Below are 18,625 nucleotides of genomic sequence, written 5' to 3' on the forward strand. Positions count from 1 at the left end.
AAATACACATTCCATGCAAAATCTTGCCTGATTCTGTAAAAACATGGATCATACTTAAAAGCTAACGCAACAGATATTTAAGAGTATATCCAAACGATGGGTAAGCCCAGACCATGTCGGCAAGGGCATCAATCGTTATCCCGCAACGCATGCCGAGGGTTATCAAATTTATTATTTCTTCAGCACGGTCGCCCATTATATGCGCACCCAAAATAAGTCTTGATCCTTTCTCAATTAGCAATTTGAATTCGGCACAATCCTGCCCCAGTCTTTTATATTCTGACCATCGTGAAGCATCCTTAGAGAGCACCTCAAAATCCAAGCCCTTTTCTCTGGCCTTTTCTTCAAGCAGTCCCACTGCCGCTATTGGTGGATAAGTAAACAGGGCGTAGGGAATCAATCCGTAATCAATGGTTTTATTATTTCCATTTATGATTGAGTCAGCAGCAATTTCAGCTTCAAGAGATGCTACCGGAGTAAGAGGCATTCCGCGATTGACTACGTCTCCTGCGGCATAAACCGAAGGATTCGAGACACTCTGCATATATTCATTAACATCTATTCCGCCACTAGTTGTTTCAACTCCGGCAATATCTGCGCGTAATCCTTCTATGTCCGGGATTCTGCCTGCACCATGGATAAAACAGTCCGCTTCAAAAGAATTATTACCTTGCGGTCCGGTTTTAAGAATAAGTCCGCTATCTGTTTTCTGTAACGAAACAGCCGGTTCATTCATAACTATTTTCACGCCGATATCTTCCAGCTTCGCGCACAAACGTTTTGTCAGATCAATATCAAAATTTCTGAGTACCCTGTCACTTCTATTGATAATAGTCGCCTTTACCCCGGCAAGCGCAGCGATATGGGCTAGCTCAAATGAGATAAAGCCACCGCCAATAAAAGATATCCGTTTCGGAAGTTCATCAAATTCAAAAAAATCAGTGCTTGTTGAGACCAGCTCTTCTCCGGTAATTCCCATAGTTCTTGGTCTAGCCCCTCCGGCTATACATATCTTTTTAGCATGTATTTCTTTACCCTTAACCTTAATACTTTGGGGACCGCTGAAAACAGCAGGACCGTCAAAAACATCTATGCCCTTACTAATGTAGTGTCTGCGCACAATGGCGGTGATAGGATCAGTAAACGAGCGCTTGAACTTTATAAGCTCGGACCATTCAACAGAACCTTTCCCCAACACTCCGTGTTTATTGCTGTTATTATATTTTTCTACGGTTTCAGTAATATCTGCCAGAACTTTTTTAGGTTCGCATCCAACCAGAGGGCATGTTCCACCCAGACCGAACTTCTCAATCACAGCAACCTTCATTCCGGCTGAGGAACATTTTCCGGCAACAGAACCGCCAGCAGGTCCGGCGCCGATAACCGCAACATCATATTCATACTTTGTCATAATTTATTTTCCCTCACTTTTAAGGTAAACCAAAAAACATGTCTGACAAAACCATAACACATCCCGTAACAAAAATAAGGCCCCTATCAACAGGACAAAATGATTGCCATGATGAAAATGGAAACATTGTAAACTGCGCCGGAAGCGGTCAGGACGCCGAATTCTCTTCAGGAATAAAATGGCCGGACCCAAGATTTGAAACAAATGGAGAAACTGTCACTGATCTTTTAACAGGACTTATCTGGAGCAAAAATTCAAATCCGGCAGGCTTCCCCATGCTGTGGGAAGAAAGCCTTGATTTCATCGATTCATTAAACAGCCAGAATTTCGCAGGTAGAAACGACTGGCGCATGCCAAATAGAAAAGAACTGCACAGCCTTATCAGCTTTAATGAAAACAAACCTGCCATAGCTGCACCAAATCCGTTCGGTAAAATTTTTCTAGCCTGGTACTGGACTAGTACCAGTTACGCCGGAAGCTTGAAACATGCATGGCGGGTTCAACTTGAAGGCGGCAGAATGTTTTTCGGAGCAAAAACAGAATACTCCCTTTTGTGGCCTGTATGCGGTGAAAGCAGTAATCTTGCTTTAACCGGGCAGAAAGCAAATTACGATCAGAAAAAAAGAGACAACCAGCATGGCATGGAATGGCCGAAGCATAGATTTATGGATGAGGGGGAAACAGTAGCAGACGCACTGACAGGACTTCGCTGGATGAAAAAGGCTGACCTGTGCGGTGCTGTATCATGGAAGGAAGCCCTTGAAAAAGTAGCAGAGTTAAACGCTGGTGATAGCAAAAACAATTGGAGAATGCCTAACATACGTGAACTTGAAAGCCTGATTGATGCTTCCGAGTCCTATCCGGCATTATCTGACAAGCATCCTTTCACCGATACCGGAGATGTTTACTGGTCATCAACTTCCAGCAGCTTTGAATATGACTGGGCTATGGCCATCTACCTTGATAAAGGAGCTGTAGGCGTCGGTTTTAAAACAGGAGATCCTTTTCTGGTCTGGCCGGTTGCCGATATTAAAGATTAAATCCGGCAACCGGGTCCATATTTTATACTTCTTTGCGGTACATAACGTAGTAACCGCAGGGAACAACAACCAGAGTAAAAGCAGTCGAAGCAAAAAGACCGAAAATAAGAGCCCATGCAAGCCCTGAAAAAATAGGGTCCAGTGTTATGGGCCATGCTCCGAGAGCTGTTGTTAAAGCTGTCAGCACAATCGGTCTCAGCCTTACCGCACCGGAGAGAACTATAGCCTTTTTCAGGTTATACCCTTCGGCTACGGATGATTTAATAAAATCAATAAGAACGATCGAGTTTCTAATGACTATGCCGCCAAGAGCAATCATTCCGATCATACTTGTTGCGGTAAAAAATACCGGATCGGCGTAACCGCCCACCATCCTGCCCGCAACCATATTCAACAGCCAGAATCCCGGGAGGATGCCAAGCATGGTCAGCGGAATGGACGACATTATGAGCAGTGGCATCAAAAATGAGGACGTTTCAATAATCATCAGGATATAAATACCGGTCAAGGCCGCAGCATACGCAATGCCAAGATCACGAAAAACATCAACTGTAATTTTCCATTCCCCTTCTCCGGCCCATTCCGAACGTGTTCCGGCAGGCATGGGGTCTGTTTTCAACCTATCCTTTAAATCATAAACAACTTCACCCGGAGCCTGCCCTGCTGTTTCAGCATAGACGTAGGCCACCCGTTTGAGATTTTTATGATATACAGGCTGGTCTTCTTTTATTTCCCTGAAATTTCCAAGTTCAGCCAAGGGGACAAGGGCGCCTGAAGAGGTTTTGAGCCTTAACTCTCCCAATATTTCCGGTCCACTGCGCAGCCTTACAGGCAGAACAACGCGCACCGGGAGTGGCTGACGCTCACGCGGAGAATGAATAGAAGCCGGAACATCACCGGAAAGAGCAAGACGAAGCGTTTCAACTACATCTGCGGTGCTGACTCCATGCAGAGCGGCTTTCTCTTTATCAAGCACAAAGTCGTACATGGTCCTTGGTTCTTCTGAAGAATCATCAACATCCACAACATTCGGCTCTTTGAACATCAATTTTTTCAGATGAACAGCCCCGCTTACAAGATCCTGATACGAAAGTTCAGGCCGCCCATAAACTTCGGTCGTGATAGTTGAAATTACCGGAGGTCCCGGAGGTGATTCAACAATTTTAAGAACAGCTCCATTTTCCATGGCTATTTTCTGTAAATCCCTGCGGATTCTCAATCCGATAGCATGACTCTGCTCATCCCTGTCTTCTTTTTTTAAAAAATTAATCCTGATATCGGCTAAATTAGGTTGTTCACGCCAGTAATAGTGGCGAACCATACCATTAAAATCCATCGGTGAAGGCTGGCCGGTAAAACTTTCAAAATCAGTTATTTCCGGTACTCCGCGCAGATAATTTTCAAATTTCCTGACAACTCTGTCTGTAGCCTCAAGGGGCGAACCTTCAGGCATATCAATCACAAGCTGCAATTCGTTTTTATTATCAAACGGTAAAATTTTAACCGGAACAAAGCGGAAAACAACCAGCAGGATGCTTCCGGCCAGTCCTAAAATTATTCCGGACAGTAACAACCTGCGATAAAATTTACTTTCAAGAAACGGAGTTATTAATTTCTGATAAATGGAAAGCAGACGGGGATGTACACCGTCAAAAGCTCCATTTGTATTTTCAGAACCAGCTGAGACTGCAACCGGTTTTTTATTTTTAAGGAGTATATAGGCCATCCACGGAACCACAGTTAAGGCCGCTACTGTTGAAAAAGTAACTGTAAGCGGAACGGTTGCCGCCATAGGAGCCATATACGGTCCCATCATTCCGGTAATAAAAAACAAAGGAACAAAAGAAACAATGATCGCCAGAGTAGACATGATGACAGGTGGTAAAACTTCACGCACACCATCAAGAGTAGCCTCAAGAGGATTCTTTTTACCTTTCAGAATATGACGCTGAATATTATCAACATTGGTTATAGGATCATCCACAACCAGACCAAGAGAAAGGATAAGGGCAAAAAGTGTAACCCTGTTAATTGTATATCCGAAAAGCTGGCTCATAAATAAAGCCAGCGAAAAACTCATCGGAACAGCAAGGGCGACAACAACTGATTCGCGCCATCCGAGAGTAAAAACCAGCAGAACAACAACCGTTACGATGGCATAGCCGAGAGAGCTTAGCAGTTCGTTTACTTTTTCCTGTGCTGTTTCTCCGTAATTTCTGGTGACACGAACAGCTATACCATCAGGAAGAACTTCGGATTTTAATTCATTCATCCTGACAATGATATTATCGGCAACATCCACAGCGTTTGTGCCTTTTTTCTTGGCAAGAGCAAGGGTCACTGCCGGAGAAGAGCTTTCTGCTCCGCTGTTTATGCTTTTCAGATAAAAATCAGAAAATCCGATTCGGGAATAACTGCGTGGTTCTGCCGGACCATCTATTATGTCCGCAACATCACGAAGGTAAACCGGGTTGCCATCGGAAACACCCACGACAAGAGCAGCCGCTTCGTCCGCAGAAAGAAGAAAAGACTGACTAACCACGTCCTTGCGTTTATTGGCGGCAATAAAGCAACCGGCACTCATGGATCTGTCTGCACCACGCAAAGCCTCCTGCACCTCAAGAGGAGAAATATTATATCCTGCCAGACGTTCCGGGCTTATCTCGACCCGGACCTCTCTACTTCTTCCTGAATAAATTGAAACCCTTGAAATATTTTCCAGTTCTGCAAGGCGGTGATATAATTCTTCGGCAATACGCCTTAAATCGAAATCACTGTAGCGGTCTGAGTATCCTTTTTCAGGATAAAGTGTCAGCGAAACAATGGGAACATCATCAATCTCTACCGGCTTCACGGCCCACCCGGTAACAATGGAAGGTACCAGTGCCTGATTTTTAAGAATGGTGTTGTGCAGCTTTATGAGTGAATCTTCGCGGTCCTCACCGACAAAAAAACGGACGGTAACCGAGGCACTGTCTTTCCGGGAAATTGAATAAACGTACTCCACACCATCTATCTGCCACAAAAGCCTTTCAAGAGGTGTTGTGACCAGCATCTCAACTTCTTCAGCCGAAGCGCCCGGAGCCTGAACCAGAACATCCGCCATAGGAACGACAATCTGGGGTTCTTCTTCCCTTGGGGTCACGATAAGAGCTGCACCGCCGAGGGCAAAAGATGCCAGCAGAACAACAATGGCCATGCGTGAAGTAAGAAAATATCTGACCAGTGATTTGATCAGTCCCTCACTGTTCCCGCTCATAACGGACCTCCGCCTATTCCGATAATTTCTCCGCCTGAAAGGCCTGAGAGCACTTCAACCATTCCCTTATAAATTCTTCCTGTGCGGATGAAAATCTGCTGCCAGTCTGAACCTGATTTGACCATAACCGTTTCCAGCTGCCCGACTCTTATAACTGCTTTTTCAGGTATCAGAACGGTTTCAGTTTTTTCAATCGGAATATAAAGCCTGCCGAACATACCCGGATAAAGGCCCGGTTCTACAGGTATTCTGGCTTTAGCCATGAATGTTCTGGTAACAGGATCAGCAAGGGGTTCAATTTCCTCTACAATACCTTCAATATTGCCCTGAGTACCAAGGGCGGAGATCACTACGGGCAGTTTATCACCAATATGGACTTTGCTTATAAGTCCCTCACGAATCATGGCTTCCAGCCGAAGACTGCCTCCGGTCTGTAATGTCAGCAGTTCCTTTCCGGGTAGGGCTAGGTCTCCGGGTTCAGCTTTTCTTTTGGCAATTATTCCATCTTCCTGAGCAGTGATTGTCGTGTAGCCGGCTATAATAGTAGCTTCCTGCGCTCCTTTTCTGGCCTCCTCAAGCCGTGACTTAGCCTCGTCCAAGGCGTCTTCGGCCTGAGCGAGCATGGCTTTTGCCTGCAGATATGAAGTTTCATCCTGCTCAAGCTCTTCCGTAGTTACTACATTTTTATCATGAAGAGCCTTCATCCTGCGATAGGTGGACTCTGTTTTGGAAAATCTTGCTTTTGCTGAACTTAAAGCTTCTCTGGCCTGTCCGACAGAACTTACCGCTGAATCCACATTCTGTCTGGCACGCTGCATCCTGATTTCAGAAGCTCTGTTATCCAGTTCGATGAGAGGATCACCGGCACTGACTCTATCACCGGGACGGACCAGAACCTTATGCACTCTTCCGGTTACACGCGCTTCGACACGGACATCTGTTTTCGGCTGAACAGTACCGACAGCTTCATGCCAGCGGGGAATAATTTTTTTGACCGCTTCAACAGTCTTCTCAGGTTTATAATTATGAGCAGTAACTTCTGCCGCCGAACCGACTGGAATTGAAGTGAGAAGAAACAAACTGAATAGAAAGGATATGAATACTTTTGTCATGTGCGGCACCCCTGTTTATTATTAACCACGGAGTTTATACATGTTTTATAAATAAAACAACGACAGTCTTAAATCATGAAGGTCTGATTAAGATAGGCCAAGGCTATCAGATTAATTACTGCTGCGGCCTCTAAGATCATTAAGCCTTCTCTCGGCCCTTTTGATTTCATTACCCAGAGTTCTGATCTGCCATATAAACGCTGAAATATTGTTACGCCGTTCAAGCGGAACTTCTTCAAGTTCACCACGAGCTCTAATTTCTCCAACAAGATCAAGAAACTCATCTACAGCACGGTCAAAATGCGGTCTGTTTGAGCAATGCTCGGGATCACGGGCGCATCTCTCCAGCCAGCGATACTGCGTTAGCGCCCTGCCGAGCAAACGGCGCATTCCTTTTTCAAAAGCCTCAAGCGGTCCTCCGGGTGAACGCCGGATGGTAGAAGACATGGCGGTCAGCATCCTGTGCATTCTTGTAAAAACACGCAGCAATCTGAAAAGGTCCTGCCGCTGACGCCCTTGAAGGCCGGGTTCAGCAGAAGCCTCATGAAAAAATTCAGCACAGATATCAAGTGCCATTGATGCCGCAATTCTGCTTTCAACAAGATCAGATTCACGCCACATACCGTCAAGATATGACTCTGTTAACTGTTTGAAATGATTGTACTGGGCATGGATAAGATCGCCCATCTGAGCCCGTAGATTTTTTCTGGCCATATTAGGCCAGACCAGAAAAGAAGCTCCGAGTCCGATTGTAATTCCAAGAACAGTATCAATGATCCTTTCCAGCCCCATCTCCCAGCCATCGGCAAAAATAATACCCAGCAGTAAAATAACAGCGGCAGTTAGCGAACAGCTGAAAGCAGTGTAGTTATAGACCTTGAACATAATAGTCAGGAAAAAGAGAAGCAGCATCAGTGCTATTGAGACTCCAAGAGCCGGCTTAAAAAAGAGAATAAGTATTCCCAAAGCAGCTCCGAGCACTGTACCTGTAAGCCTTCTCCAGCTATGGCGCAAAGTACCGCCTACTGACGGACGCATAATGACCATTACACTGATAGGAAGCCACACCGCATGCTTAAGGCCCAGCCCTCTTGCAAGGGCCATGGCCAGAGTCAATGCCAGAGCACCTCTCACAGCATGCCGGAAAAGGACGGAATCAGATCGGAATTCATTTTTTATTATAGCGAGACTTTTACGCAGCATGTTTTGCAAACTCCCGCCGGGCGGCAAACCTGATTTTAGACATCTGCTCAAATTCAACAACTACATTGCGCATGGCATAGATTGCGCCCCATGCTTCCAGAAAGACCTGTTTGGGATGATCTCCCCGGCGATACGCTCCAAGGTTAAGCAGTTCTTCTTCCAGATCATTAACACCTGTATAAAAGCCTTCAATATCAGGAGCCTTGGCCCCGTCAGCAAAATTTTTACTATACAAATCAAAGGACTCAGCGGCCTTAAACATCTGTTTATTAAAATTTGATTTTAAATCATCAAAAGCAGATTCGTTTCTGGCAAAACCGCTGCTGTTGGAAAGTCCGACCACTGCTTCCAGCATTCTTACAAGTAGCGAGTATAAAGCAGCAGGCCCTTGCGATGCTCCGAATTCCTTCATCGGATCAATGCTCATCGCTTCCAGATAACGCCTGTACCTTCTGAGCGAAAGGACTGAGACCTCATGCAATGAAGCCAGCTCTTTCACTTTGCCTGAACGCCCTGAATAACGGGCTACAGCATTGAAAAAGGCAGCCATATCACCAAGGGCAACTGTTCCGGCACGCAATAAAATATTTTCAGGTCTTATAGGCCAGACATAAAATATCATTATATAAGAGATGACCCCGCCGAGAAGAACAAAACAGGAACGGGTGACACCTGTCATAAAATCCGCAGGGGAAAAAACACTCAGCAGATTTATAACCAGTAATCCCAGTCCAAGAATGGAGGCGGATACTCCAAGAGCGGGAATGATAAAAGCAGCAAAGGCCGCAATAAAAATATACAGCAGACTTAAAAATTGAAAAGAGCCTGCATAAGAAGCAAGCGGAACAGTGATGACGGCTCCGGCAAGCAGTATTGCCGCAGCTTTTTTACGACCGGAAAAAGTACTACCGGAGCGGAACAGAACAACTGCTACAGCCCCGTACATACACCAGTGCAGATAATTTAAAGGTACACGAACTAGATACGCAAGAATAAGTGCCGTTAAACAGGCTCCGACAGATTTTGCAGCGTACCGGGTCATAAAGAGACCAGGATCAACCGGGTGGATAAAAGTCTTATAAAATAAATTTAATAAATGTCTCACAAATAGAAATCTAACCTTTCTTGAAGAATCTCGGAGGTCGAAATGATTACCTTTACGTAACAAATAAAGCTACAAAAATGGATTATAATACATTATCGTACTGTTATTTTAACAATATTATCAATCAGATTGTATTCAGGACAACGGAAAGAGACTTAAAATAAAACACGGCTCTTCCGCCCTCTTCAAGCTGCATTTCATCAAGATCTTCGGTTGAAATCAAAGCGCAAAGTTCAAGCCCTGTAGCTGTTTTACCTGTAATCTCGGCAATGACTGCGGTCTTCTTGATTCTGATAACATCCGTTTCATAACAGTTGCTTGCACTCAATTTTGTTTCTCTGTTAACCGGGCTTACACCAAGAAGCGGAGCCTTGACAGTGGCAATTACCGGACTGCCGTTTTTAAGCCCAAGAGAATGAAGACTTTCTAAGGTAATTATGGAGTTAACACAAAGACCGGATTCAGTTTTAAGATCAATGGAGGCCATCAGACCGTCTTCAGCGAGGGAGGTAATATGACCAATGAAAGTGTTTCTGGCACTGGTCTGGTGACTCATTTTGCTCAGCGCAAGACGTTTTACTATCGAACTTACATCAGACTCGGTAAAACACTGGAAATCATTTGCAAAATCTAGTGAAGCCTGCCCCATAACCTCACGCACAACAGTCAAAGGCACTCCACTGCGCAGCATTTCCACTGCCCGTGAATTTCTGATCACTTTGGGCGCACCCATTTCACGGGAAAAGCCGCAGGATTCGGCCCGGTCATAAAAGTAACGGCGGACATGCCCCTGATCAAAACTAAAAATTTTACCCTTGAAAACAAGCCGGGCCGGACTGTCCAAAAATGACCCGAGTTCTGAACAGAAATCTGCCGGAAGAGGTACTCTGCGTGCGGAATCCCCGTCACCTATTTTAACCTCAGAACTGTTCAGCATAATATCCTGATCAGAAAGACCAAGTACTTCCCCGAGTCTGGCCCCTGTAAATCTGAGCATCAAAAATAGATGCAGCATTCTCTCGCGTGAGAAAATAACGTCCACCCGTCTGGCAGCCACAATCCACTTTCTAAAGGAGTTTTCAAGCTGATCCAACTGCGCCGAATCAAGATAATTGACATTGTTGGAAACGCTGAAAACATCAGATGGTGAGATTCTTCCGCCCCTTCCACCGCTATAATAATTCATAACCTTCTCCTGAAATTCATGCACCCTGTTAAAGCTGAGTTAGGCATATATTCTGCAAATATTCAAACAGATAACTTTGCTGTCACGAGTTTGATAAATAACGTGACCGACTTGTCTTTTCTCTTAAAAACTCAATAACCATTGAAAAAACGTATGTTAGTCCCTGTCTTCATGCAAAGCCGGGACCATTGGTAAAAATCGGGCCGCGAAGATTAAGAGTCAAAATTACCCGATTTAATTATGTGTCAATCCAAATTTGAGGGAATCATCAATGAAAAAACAATTCGCAACTATCGTTATCTGCCTGAGCATCATGCTTATGTTCTGCGCCAGTGCATTCGCCCAGAGCCTATCAGTAGCCTGTGCAGCGAATTTTACCGGCGCAATGAAGGATCTGGTAAAACTTTACGAAAAGAACACCGGAACTGACGTAACCTGCGCATTCGGTTCAACCGGAATGCTTTACGGTCAGATCAAAAACGGTGCTCCTTACGATGTATTTTTTGCAGCAGATCAGAAACGCCCTGCTCTTCTTTTCAAAGAAGGTCTCTCCATCGAGCCGAGCACTTATGCAAAAGGTAAACTTGTTCTCTGGAGCAAGAGTGCAAAAATTGAAAATATCGCAACATGGAAAGATGTTATCACTTCTTCAGAACTGACAAAAGTCGGTACTGCAAACCCCAAAACAGCTCCTTACGGTAAAAGATCTATTGAAGCTCTCACCGCAGCAGGACTGCTTGATAAAGCTGAAAGCAAAATCGCTTACGGTAAAAACGTAGCCCAGTCTTTCCTCTATGCCTACTCAGGTTCTACCGATGCTTCATTTGTAGCTCTCTCACAGGCTCTGTCTCCTAAAGGAAAAGAAGGAAAATACTGGTCCATTGCTGAAGCTGGTCCGGTAACTCAGGATGTCTGCATTTTAAAAGCAGGTAAACAGGATGCCGCAGCCGCATTCCTGACATGGCTTAAAACTGATGAAGCCAAAACTATCATAACTTCATACGGATACGAATAAATTTATGGATACAGCGTCATTATGGGTGACCGCACGGCTTGCGCTGTGCGTCACCCCGCTTCTTCTTTGTGCGGCTCTGCCTCTTGCTTATTTTATCGTGTTCAGCAGAGTTAAAGGTAAAAAAATCATTGAGGCAACCTGCAATCTGCCGCTGGTACTTCCACCGACAGTTCTTGGTTTCTATCTTCTGGTGGCGATGGGACCAAATTCCCCATTAGGGGAAGGATGGGAAACTTTCACCGGAAGTCGTTTGATTTTTTCATTCAGCGGGCTGGTTATCGGATCAATGGTCTACAGTCTTCCGTTCGCCATACAACCGTTGAAAACTTCTTTTGCAAAACTTGATACCAGGCTGATTGAATCAGCTTACATATTGGGACTTTCCCCAATAAAAACATTTTTCCGTGTCATACTTCCGAACTCACTTGGTGGAGTTGCTTCTGCAGGGGTGCTGATTTTTGCTCACACTGTCGGCGAATTCGGAGTTGCACTTATGATCGGCGGAAGCGTTCCCGGGCAGACCAGAGTTGCCTCCATATCAATTTTTGAACATGTGGAAATGCTTGATTATGCCGGAGCCGCGTCTCTTTCAATAGTGCTCCTTATTTTCAGTTACATTGTACTGCTCATTATGGGCAGCATCAAATAGGAGATCCCATGACCCTTGAAGTAAACGTAACTAAAAAACTGCCGAACTTTGAACTCAATGTTTCCTTTAAATGCCGTGCCGGAAATCTGGCTGCGATAGTAGGACCATCAGGATCAGGTAAAACAACTCTTGTCCGCATAATTTCCGGTCTCGTTCGCCCTGACAGCGGCAGAATAACTTTCAACGACAAAGTGTGGGTAGACACCGATAAGAAAATTTTTCTGCCTCCACAGAAAAGGGATCTGGGTCTTGTTTTTCAGGACTACACCCTTTTCCCTCACATGAACGTCAGAAAAAATGTTGCTTTTGCTGCTAAAAGTGAAAGCAAAGTAGTTGAACTTATGAAACTTTTCGGCATTTCCCATATTGCTGAATCCAAACCATGTACCATCTCAGGTGGAGAAAGACAGCGTGCCGCATTCTGTCAGGCCCTCGCCCGCGAACCGGTAATGCTTCTGCTGGATGAACCATTTTCAGCACTTGACGCCGATACCCGCGACAGACTTCGCACCGAGCTTGGAAAAATGAAAAAAGATCTTTCCATCCCGGTTCTGCATGTCACCCATGACCTTGGCGAAGCCAACGAACTGGCTGATACAATTCTGCCTATTGTTGCCGGCCGGATCAGCCCTGAATGGCTGAAACGGTTGTCACAACCACACGAAGAATCACAGGAGATGGCAAAAGATATGCTCTGCCGGGTAACCGGTATGGCTGTCTGAACCTAAACAACCTTGCCCACGGAGTCTGAAAATGAACCGCAAAATTTATGTTCTCATTACTGTTCTTGCACTTACTCTATGTTTCTCACAGGCGTATGCCGCCAAAAGACCTGTTCTCGCTGCCGGCGCAGGATATAAAAAAATGGTCAACGATCTGTGCAGCAACTATCAGAAGCTGAAAGGAACTTCTCCGGAGCTGATTTACGGAAATATGGCCCGCGTAACATCGCAGGCAAAAGTCAGCGGCAGGGTTGATATAGTAATCGGGGCAAAATGGTTCCTTGACCGCTCCGGAATTAAATTCAGCAAACTTTTTACCCTCGGCAGCGGCAAACTTGTTGCAGCAATGATCCCCGGTAAAAAATTTGAAAACAGCTCTTCACTTGAATCAGCTGATATCCAGCGCATCGCCCTCCCTGATCCTGACCGGGCTATTTATGGTCGCGCTGCCATGGCTTACCTCAAAAACAAAGGGCTTGATAAAAAGCTTAAAGATAAACTCGTAATTGTTGCTACAGTTCCTCAGGTTGCATCGTATGTAATATCAAAAGAAGTTGATCTCGGTTTCATCAATCTGACCCACGCACTTAATGTAAAGAATAAAATCGGCGGATATGAAATTATTGATACCGCTGATTACCCGGCCATTGAAATTGAAGCCGGAGTTATAAATGAAAGCCCTGAAGTTGACGACTTCATGGAATTTTTAAAATCTGATCAGGCCAGAGAAATCATCACTAAACACGGCCTGTAGGGGATAAAAGTTGTACTCCGAACTGCTTATGTCCCCTGAGGTGACCTCTCCGATAATACTCACGGTCAAAGTACTGGCTGTTTCTTCAATACTGTTTCTGGTAGCCGGTCTGGGATTCGGGTATTATCTGGGGAGAGGAAAATCCATTTTCAGGGAACTTTTAGACCTGCTGGTGACACTGCCCATGGTCTTTCCCCCTGTAGCCACCGGCTTTGTCCTCCTTATGTTATTAGGCAGAGTCGGACCACTGAGTAAAATATTCGGTAAGGAAATTGTTTTCAGTTTTTCCGGGGTTGTACTGGCTTCATTCATTGCGGGGCTGCCTCTGGTTGTAAAACCGATACAGGCCGCACTTGGAGGAGATCTTAAAAAATTTGAAGAAGTGGCTATGGTATTGGGAAAAAACCGTTTTCAGGCTTTTTTTCTGGTACTGCTGCCGAACATTCGTAAAAGCCTTGCAGCCGGTATGGTGATGGCACTTGGAAGATCACTCGGAGAAGTAGGTATTACCCTTATGATTGGCGGTAATATTATAGGCCGGACCAATACGATGTCTCTTGAAATTTATAACTCCGTTTTCAGCGGGGAATTTGACAAAGCCGCCATGTTGTCAATAATTATCGGAATAATGTCTTTAATCATATTCATCTCGCTGAAAAAACTTTCCGCAACATAAACCTGTAGAGGCAAATAATGAGTGAAACCTTAAATAAAGTTCAAGCTGAAGCTGCTAAAATCTGGAAAAGTGGCGGTCTGCTGGATCAACAGATAAAAGTAAAAGCCAGAGTTCTTTCCATTGAAGAAGCAATCGGTAATCCTGAGGGAGATGATTTTCCGCTCCAGAAAGGAAAAGAAAGATTGATGGAAGCTGATTTCTGCGGATGTAAAGGACAGGCTTTCACTGATATGTTCGGTGATTTTTCCGGAACGATCGGAGAAATTTCGAAAATGGATCTTGAAAATAATTTCAGAAGAGCTATTTTTATATCTTCCCTTAATGCAACAATGCGTTATCTGGGAAAAACAGACCGGACTATACACTGTAAGGATAAGGAACCAACAATCTGTGCAGGCAAGCTACCGCAATACATACGCGATAACTACGGGGATGTGAAAATAACTCAGGTCGGATATCAGCCTAAAATGGTTGAGGCTCTGAGTTCCGAGTTTCAATATCGTGTATTGGACCTTGACCCGGATAACATTGGACAGAAAAAGTTCAATGCCGTTATCGAAGGTTCCGAAACTTCGCAGGAAGCCTTAGAATGGGCAGATATAATTCTGTCTACTGGAACAGTAATTGTGAACGATACTCTGGAAGATTTTCTGCGGGAAAAACCGGTGATTTTTTATGGTACAACCATAGCCGGAGCAGCTTCCATCATGGGTTGGAAACGTTATTGTGATCAAAGCCTTTAGTAATATATGTTTCTCTGAAGATTAACGGGCAAAATAAAAATCATCACTCTGGACAGAGCCTTCCGGTAGAGGTGCTGCTCAGGGTATTCAGAGAAACACTGATCCTCCTAATAACTCTTTAGACAGGGCTGGAACTATACCTGGTTCCAGCCCTGAACCTCCTGAAAAGTAGTACAAAAGCAGAGGTGCCCATGGACAATCCATGGGCACCTCAACTTTCAGGTCCGGCTCACGACCGGCTCTCCATAATTAAGGGAGAGTACAACAAAATTACAAAATTTTATCTAAAAACTCCTTGATTCTGGGATGAATTTCTTGCTCAGAAAAGAATTCAGAAGGAGTTCCTTTAGCTATAAAATTACCACGCTCCATAAAAATAACCGTATCGGCCACTTCTCTGGCGAAACCCATATTATGGGTGACTATAACCATGGTCATTCCTTCTTCAGCCAGTGATCTTATGGTATCAAAAACCTCACCGACAAGTTCAGGATCAAGTGCTGAAGTAGGTTCGTCAAAGAGAAGCATTTTAGGATTCATGGCCAAAGCCCTTGCAATCGCCACCCTTTGCTTCTGACCGCCGGAAAGCGTAACCGGGTAAACATCGGCACGATCGGCAAGGCCAACTTTATCCAAAGTGCTTAAAGCTATCTCACGGGCTTCATGTTTGGAGCGTCCGAGAACAGTAACCTGTCCTTCCATGACATTCTTCACAACCGTCATGTGCGGAAACAAATTGAACTGCTGAAAGACCATACCAATTTCAGAGCGTAATGCACAGAGTTTTTTCTGGTTATCAAGCACCAATGAGCCATTTTTTTCGGTATAGCCGCATGGCTTTCCCTCGAACAGGAGCTCCCCGGAATCAATTATTTCCAGAAAATTCATGGTCCTGAGCAGTGTTGATTTACCGGAGCCTGAAGGCCCGACGATAACCACTTTTTCTCCGCGCTTGATTTTAAGATCAATATGATCGACAGCGGTTAAGCTACCGAATCTTTTAACTACCTGTTTCAGCTCTAAAATTGTTTCCATCTATATCAACCCGTTTAAACTTTTATATCTCGGAGTCCTGGAAATTACAGCATTCATCGGGAGCTTAACGCCTTTCATACTTTCCGACTTTGTATTCAATTTTTTCAAAAACAAAGGTGAAGGCACTGGTAAACACCAGATAAATTATAGCAGCCAAAACAAGCACACTAATATTGAAATAGGCATTGAACATCTGGTCCGCTGAACGCATCAATTCAACCATGGAAATTGTCGAAACAAGTGCCGTATCCTTGATGAGAGCGATAAATTCATTAGCTACAGGCGGTATTATCCGTTTGTATGTCTGCGGAACAATAACCCTGCGCATGGTCTGGGAATATGTCATTCCAAGAGCTTTAGCTGCCTCTGTCTGGCCCGCATCAATAGATTCTATTCCCGCCCGTATAATCTCTGCAAGATAAGCCGAATAGTTGATTCCAAGGCCGATAAGCGCGGCAGTTATAGGCGCAAGGGTTATACCCATGGCTGGCAGACCGTAATAGATAAAAAACAGTTGCAGCAGAAGCGGAGTCCCTCTGAAAAACCAGATTATGAACCAGCATATACTTGAAAACGGCCTGACCCGGCTTATTTTTCCAAGAGCTATAAGCAGACCTACAACAGGTGAGACCAGCATGGTCACAAACACCAGAAGCAGGGTCATGGATGCCCCTTTCAGCAGAGTCGGTAAAAATCTGGTACAGTCTTCAAGAAACTTTTTCCATTCGGGCTTCTGGGCTCTCTCAATTGACGCAAGAAAATTTTTAGCCTCAATATTGCCGGGATATATTTTTAATATCTCATTGGCATTTCCACGGGCTTCATCAAATTTTTTAAGAGAAAAATTCAAACGGGCAACCTGCATACGGGAGTACACAAATTCACCGTCATCACCTTCCGGTCCGGGCTTTGGTATCTGTAGAAACAGTTCTTCAGCTTTATCCAGATTACCGGTGGCCATTGCATTTCCAGCCTGTTTGATCAGAGCATCCGAAGTTGCGGAAGCCTGAACAGCGGGCGGAAAGCAGAACATTAGCAACAGAAAGAGCGGGACAATTACCGCCCCGCTCTTTCCAATCAATTTCATCGAGTTAATCATGCCTTACCATTTCTTGGGATTGGTGATGTCCTCGCCGAACCATTTACGTGAAATTTTACCCATGGTTCCATCAGCGACCATTTCATCAATAGTCTTCTGGACCATGTCACGAAGAGAAACATCATTCTTGCGGAATGCCACACCAAAAGGCTCAGAGGAAATGAATCCTGGCAGAGCGCGGTATTTACCGGGACGCTGTGCGATGTAGTAGCGACCGGAAACGTTGTCAACTACAACTGCAGCGAGACGACCTGATTCAAGATCAAGAAATGCTTTCGGGTTGGTGTCATATTCACGGATTTCAGCAGGAGCAGGTTTGATAGTTTTTGCTGCTTCAAGAGCAGGAGAACCTTTCTGAACACCAACTTCAGTTCCGCTCAGTTCACTGGTTGCCTTAACTTTGGAGTTGGTCATGGAAACAACGGCAATCTGACCGTCCATGATGTAAGGCTTGGTGAAAAGAACAGCTTCAGCACGTTCAGGAGTGATGGTCATGCCATTCCAGATACAATCAAATTTATTGGCATTAAGAGAATGGATAACTCCGTCCCATGCTGTAGGCTGCCATTTGATTTTAATACCGAGTCTCTTACCGAGAGCTTCAGCAGCATCGATATCGAATCCGGTCAGAGTTCCGTCATCAAGACGGAATCCCATGGGAGGGAAGGCGTCATCAAGACCGATAGTCAGAACACCTTTAGCCTTGACCTGATCCCATGAAGAATCAGCAGCCTGAACATTTGCCGCAAAAGCGAAAACCATTACGGCCAAAAGAGCAAAAATTATTTTTTTCATTCGACACTCCTTGCAAAAAAAAGATTTTATCAAAAAAAGCCTCAGAACGGGCTGCCGGCAGTATCGGCAGTCGTACATAAAATAAAAAAATCATACATTAGTGAAAAATATAACCAACCCCCGGACAAGGAAAGCTGATACCCTACAAAGCAGTATGTATGCAACATTTCAAATAGCTTATGCCCTATAAACTTGCAAGAAATCAGATCATAAAAAACTAATCTTAAAAATAATGAATGTTTTACCAAACTTTATTCAGCTAAGCAGAATACGCCAGAAAGGAATGCAACGCAGCAGCAAAAGAGGTTGCGATATTTTTTGCTACTGTGGTAAACTGAATCTAAATCAAAAACTTACAACCATATAATCTTAATGGAGAAGGTCGATGCCTAATCTGACTTCATGGGGAACACATGAACTTCAAAAGCTGAAACAGGATATGGATAACCTGTTTGAAAGCCTTTGCAGCGATTACGGGATTCCTTCAGTGTGTAAAGTAATTGACTGCACACCGAATATGGAAATGGTTGAGGACGGAGAAAATCTTGTTGTAAAAACAACAATGCCGGGATTTGAAAGTGAAGATCTCGAAGTCAAAGTATCTGAAACTTCAATGGCAATCTCCGGGACTAAGAAGATTCAATACCGTAACGGATGCCAGTCCAAATTTTTCCGTAAAGAGATTCCCCTGCCATGCAGAGTTGACCCGGACAAGGTTGAAGCTGTTTTTAAAGACGGCAAGCTTGAAATAACTCTCTACAAGTGCATTATCAAACCGATGAAAAATATCTGCATTACCTGCAAATAGATACTGAAACAGC

Annotated in this window: 17 protein-coding genes; 8 read left to right on the forward strand and 9 right to left on the reverse strand. The window is 44.5% G+C overall.

Going from position 1 to position 18,625, the window contains the following annotated elements; genetic code table 11:
• Positions 1-61: 61 nt before the first annotated feature.
• Positions 62-1,411, reverse strand: coding sequence for a dihydrolipoyl dehydrogenase family protein (locus G496_RS0109405; protein ID WP_027179063.1), 1,350 nt, complete (start codon positions 1,409-1,411; stop codon positions 62-64).
• A 38-nt stretch (positions 1,412-1,449) separates the two neighbouring features.
• On the opposite strand from G496_RS0109405, the gene G496_RS0109410 reads away from it, so the two are divergent.
• Positions 1,450-2,451, forward strand: a complete 1,002-nt coding sequence (locus G496_RS0109410; RefSeq protein WP_084407532.1) for an Lcl C-terminal domain-containing protein — start codon at positions 1,450-1,452, stop codon at positions 2,449-2,451.
• Between the two features lie 22 nt (positions 2,452-2,473).
• Here G496_RS0109410 and G496_RS0109415 read toward each other — a convergent pair whose 3' ends face one another.
• The 5 genes from G496_RS0109415 to G496_RS0109435 all read right to left on the reverse strand — a co-directional run bounded on the left by G496_RS0109415 (position 2,474) and on the right by G496_RS0109435 (position 10,316).
• Positions 2,474-5,710, reverse strand: coding sequence for an efflux RND transporter permease subunit (locus G496_RS0109415; RefSeq protein ID WP_027179065.1), 3,237 nt, complete (start codon positions 5,708-5,710; stop codon positions 2,474-2,476).
• Positions 5,707-6,822 (reverse strand): efflux RND transporter periplasmic adaptor subunit, encoded by a 1,116-nt coding sequence (locus tag G496_RS19320; RefSeq protein WP_051294953.1) that lies wholly within the window; start codon positions 6,820-6,822, stop codon positions 5,707-5,709. Before G496_RS19320 ends, G496_RS0109415 begins: the two co-directional genes overlap by 4 nt.
• Before the next feature lie 111 nt (positions 6,823-6,933).
• Positions 6,934-8,025, reverse strand: coding sequence for an FUSC family protein (locus G496_RS0109425; RefSeq protein WP_027179066.1), 1,092 nt, complete (start codon positions 8,023-8,025; stop codon positions 6,934-6,936).
• A complete protein-coding gene (locus tag G496_RS19325) occupies positions 8,015-9,067 on the reverse strand; it encodes an FUSC family protein (protein WP_156900626.1) in 1,053 nt (350 codons plus the stop codon). The genes G496_RS0109425 and G496_RS19325 overlap by 11 nt, the downstream gene beginning before the upstream one ends.
• Before the next feature lie 187 nt (positions 9,068-9,254).
• Positions 9,255-10,316, reverse strand: a complete 1,062-nt coding sequence (locus tag G496_RS0109435; protein WP_027179067.1) for a TOBE domain-containing protein — start codon at positions 10,314-10,316, stop codon at positions 9,255-9,257.
• A 271-nt stretch (positions 10,317-10,587) separates the two neighbouring features.
• Between G496_RS0109435 and modA (G496_RS0109440) the strand changes: the two genes are divergently transcribed.
• From modA (G496_RS0109440) to G496_RS0109465, 6 genes are read left to right on the forward strand one after another with little or no spacing between them, the layout of a single operon-like run.
• Complete coding sequence (gene modA / locus G496_RS0109440) at positions 10,588-11,331, forward strand: molybdate ABC transporter substrate-binding protein (protein ID WP_027179068.1); 744 nt, start codon at positions 10,588-10,590, stop codon at positions 11,329-11,331.
• Positions 11,332-11,335: 4 nt separating this feature from the next.
• On the forward strand, positions 11,336-11,980 hold the full coding sequence (gene modB, locus G496_RS0109445; protein WP_027179069.1) for a molybdate ABC transporter permease subunit: 645 nt from the start codon (positions 11,336-11,338) through the stop codon (positions 11,978-11,980).
• A gap of 8 nt (positions 11,981-11,988) precedes the next feature.
• Positions 11,989-12,702 carry an ATP-binding cassette domain-containing protein gene (locus tag G496_RS19330; RefSeq protein ID WP_051294955.1) on the forward strand — a complete coding sequence of 238 codons (714 nt, stop codon included), beginning with the start codon at positions 11,989-11,991 and terminating at the stop codon, positions 12,700-12,702.
• A 31-nt stretch (positions 12,703-12,733) separates the two neighbouring features.
• Positions 12,734-13,456: a molybdate ABC transporter substrate-binding protein gene (gene modA, locus G496_RS0109455; protein WP_027179070.1), complete on the forward strand. Its 723-nt coding sequence runs from the start codon at positions 12,734-12,736 to the stop codon at positions 13,454-13,456.
• A 10-nt stretch (positions 13,457-13,466) separates the two neighbouring features.
• A complete protein-coding gene (locus tag G496_RS0109460; protein ID WP_425411668.1) occupies positions 13,467-14,132 on the forward strand; it encodes a molybdate ABC transporter permease subunit in 666 nt (221 codons plus the stop codon).
• Between the two features lie 17 nt (positions 14,133-14,149).
• Positions 14,150-14,875, forward strand: coding sequence for a Rossmann-like domain-containing protein (locus G496_RS0109465; protein WP_034632935.1), 726 nt, complete (start codon positions 14,150-14,152; stop codon positions 14,873-14,875).
• Between the two features lie 270 nt (positions 14,876-15,145).
• Here the strand turns inward: G496_RS0109465 and G496_RS0109470 are convergent, their stop codons facing one another.
• The 3 genes from G496_RS0109470 to G496_RS0109480 all read right to left on the reverse strand — a co-directional run bounded on the left by G496_RS0109470 (position 15,146) and on the right by G496_RS0109480 (position 17,804).
• A complete protein-coding gene (locus G496_RS0109470; protein ID WP_027179073.1) occupies positions 15,146-15,910 on the reverse strand; it encodes an amino acid ABC transporter ATP-binding protein in 765 nt (254 codons plus the stop codon).
• 64 nt (positions 15,911-15,974) lie between these two features.
• Positions 15,975-16,997, reverse strand: coding sequence for an amino acid ABC transporter permease (locus G496_RS20885; protein WP_245577891.1), 1,023 nt, complete (start codon positions 16,995-16,997; stop codon positions 15,975-15,977).
• A gap of 15 nt (positions 16,998-17,012) precedes the next feature.
• Entirely contained in the window at positions 17,013-17,804 is a 792-nt protein-coding gene (locus G496_RS0109480) for an amino acid ABC transporter substrate-binding protein (protein WP_027179075.1), read from the reverse strand.
• A gap of 385 nt (positions 17,805-18,189) precedes the next feature.
• Between G496_RS0109480 and G496_RS0109485 the strand changes: the two genes are divergently transcribed.
• Entirely contained in the window at positions 18,190-18,612 is a 423-nt protein-coding gene (locus tag G496_RS0109485; protein WP_027179076.1) for an Hsp20/alpha crystallin family protein, read from the forward strand.
• Positions 18,613-18,625: the final 13 nt, after the last annotated feature.

Source organism: Maridesulfovibrio bastinii DSM 16055, from assembly GCF_000429985.1.
Classification (GTDB): domain Bacteria; phylum Desulfobacterota; class Desulfovibrionia; order Desulfovibrionales; family Desulfovibrionaceae; genus Maridesulfovibrio; species Maridesulfovibrio bastinii.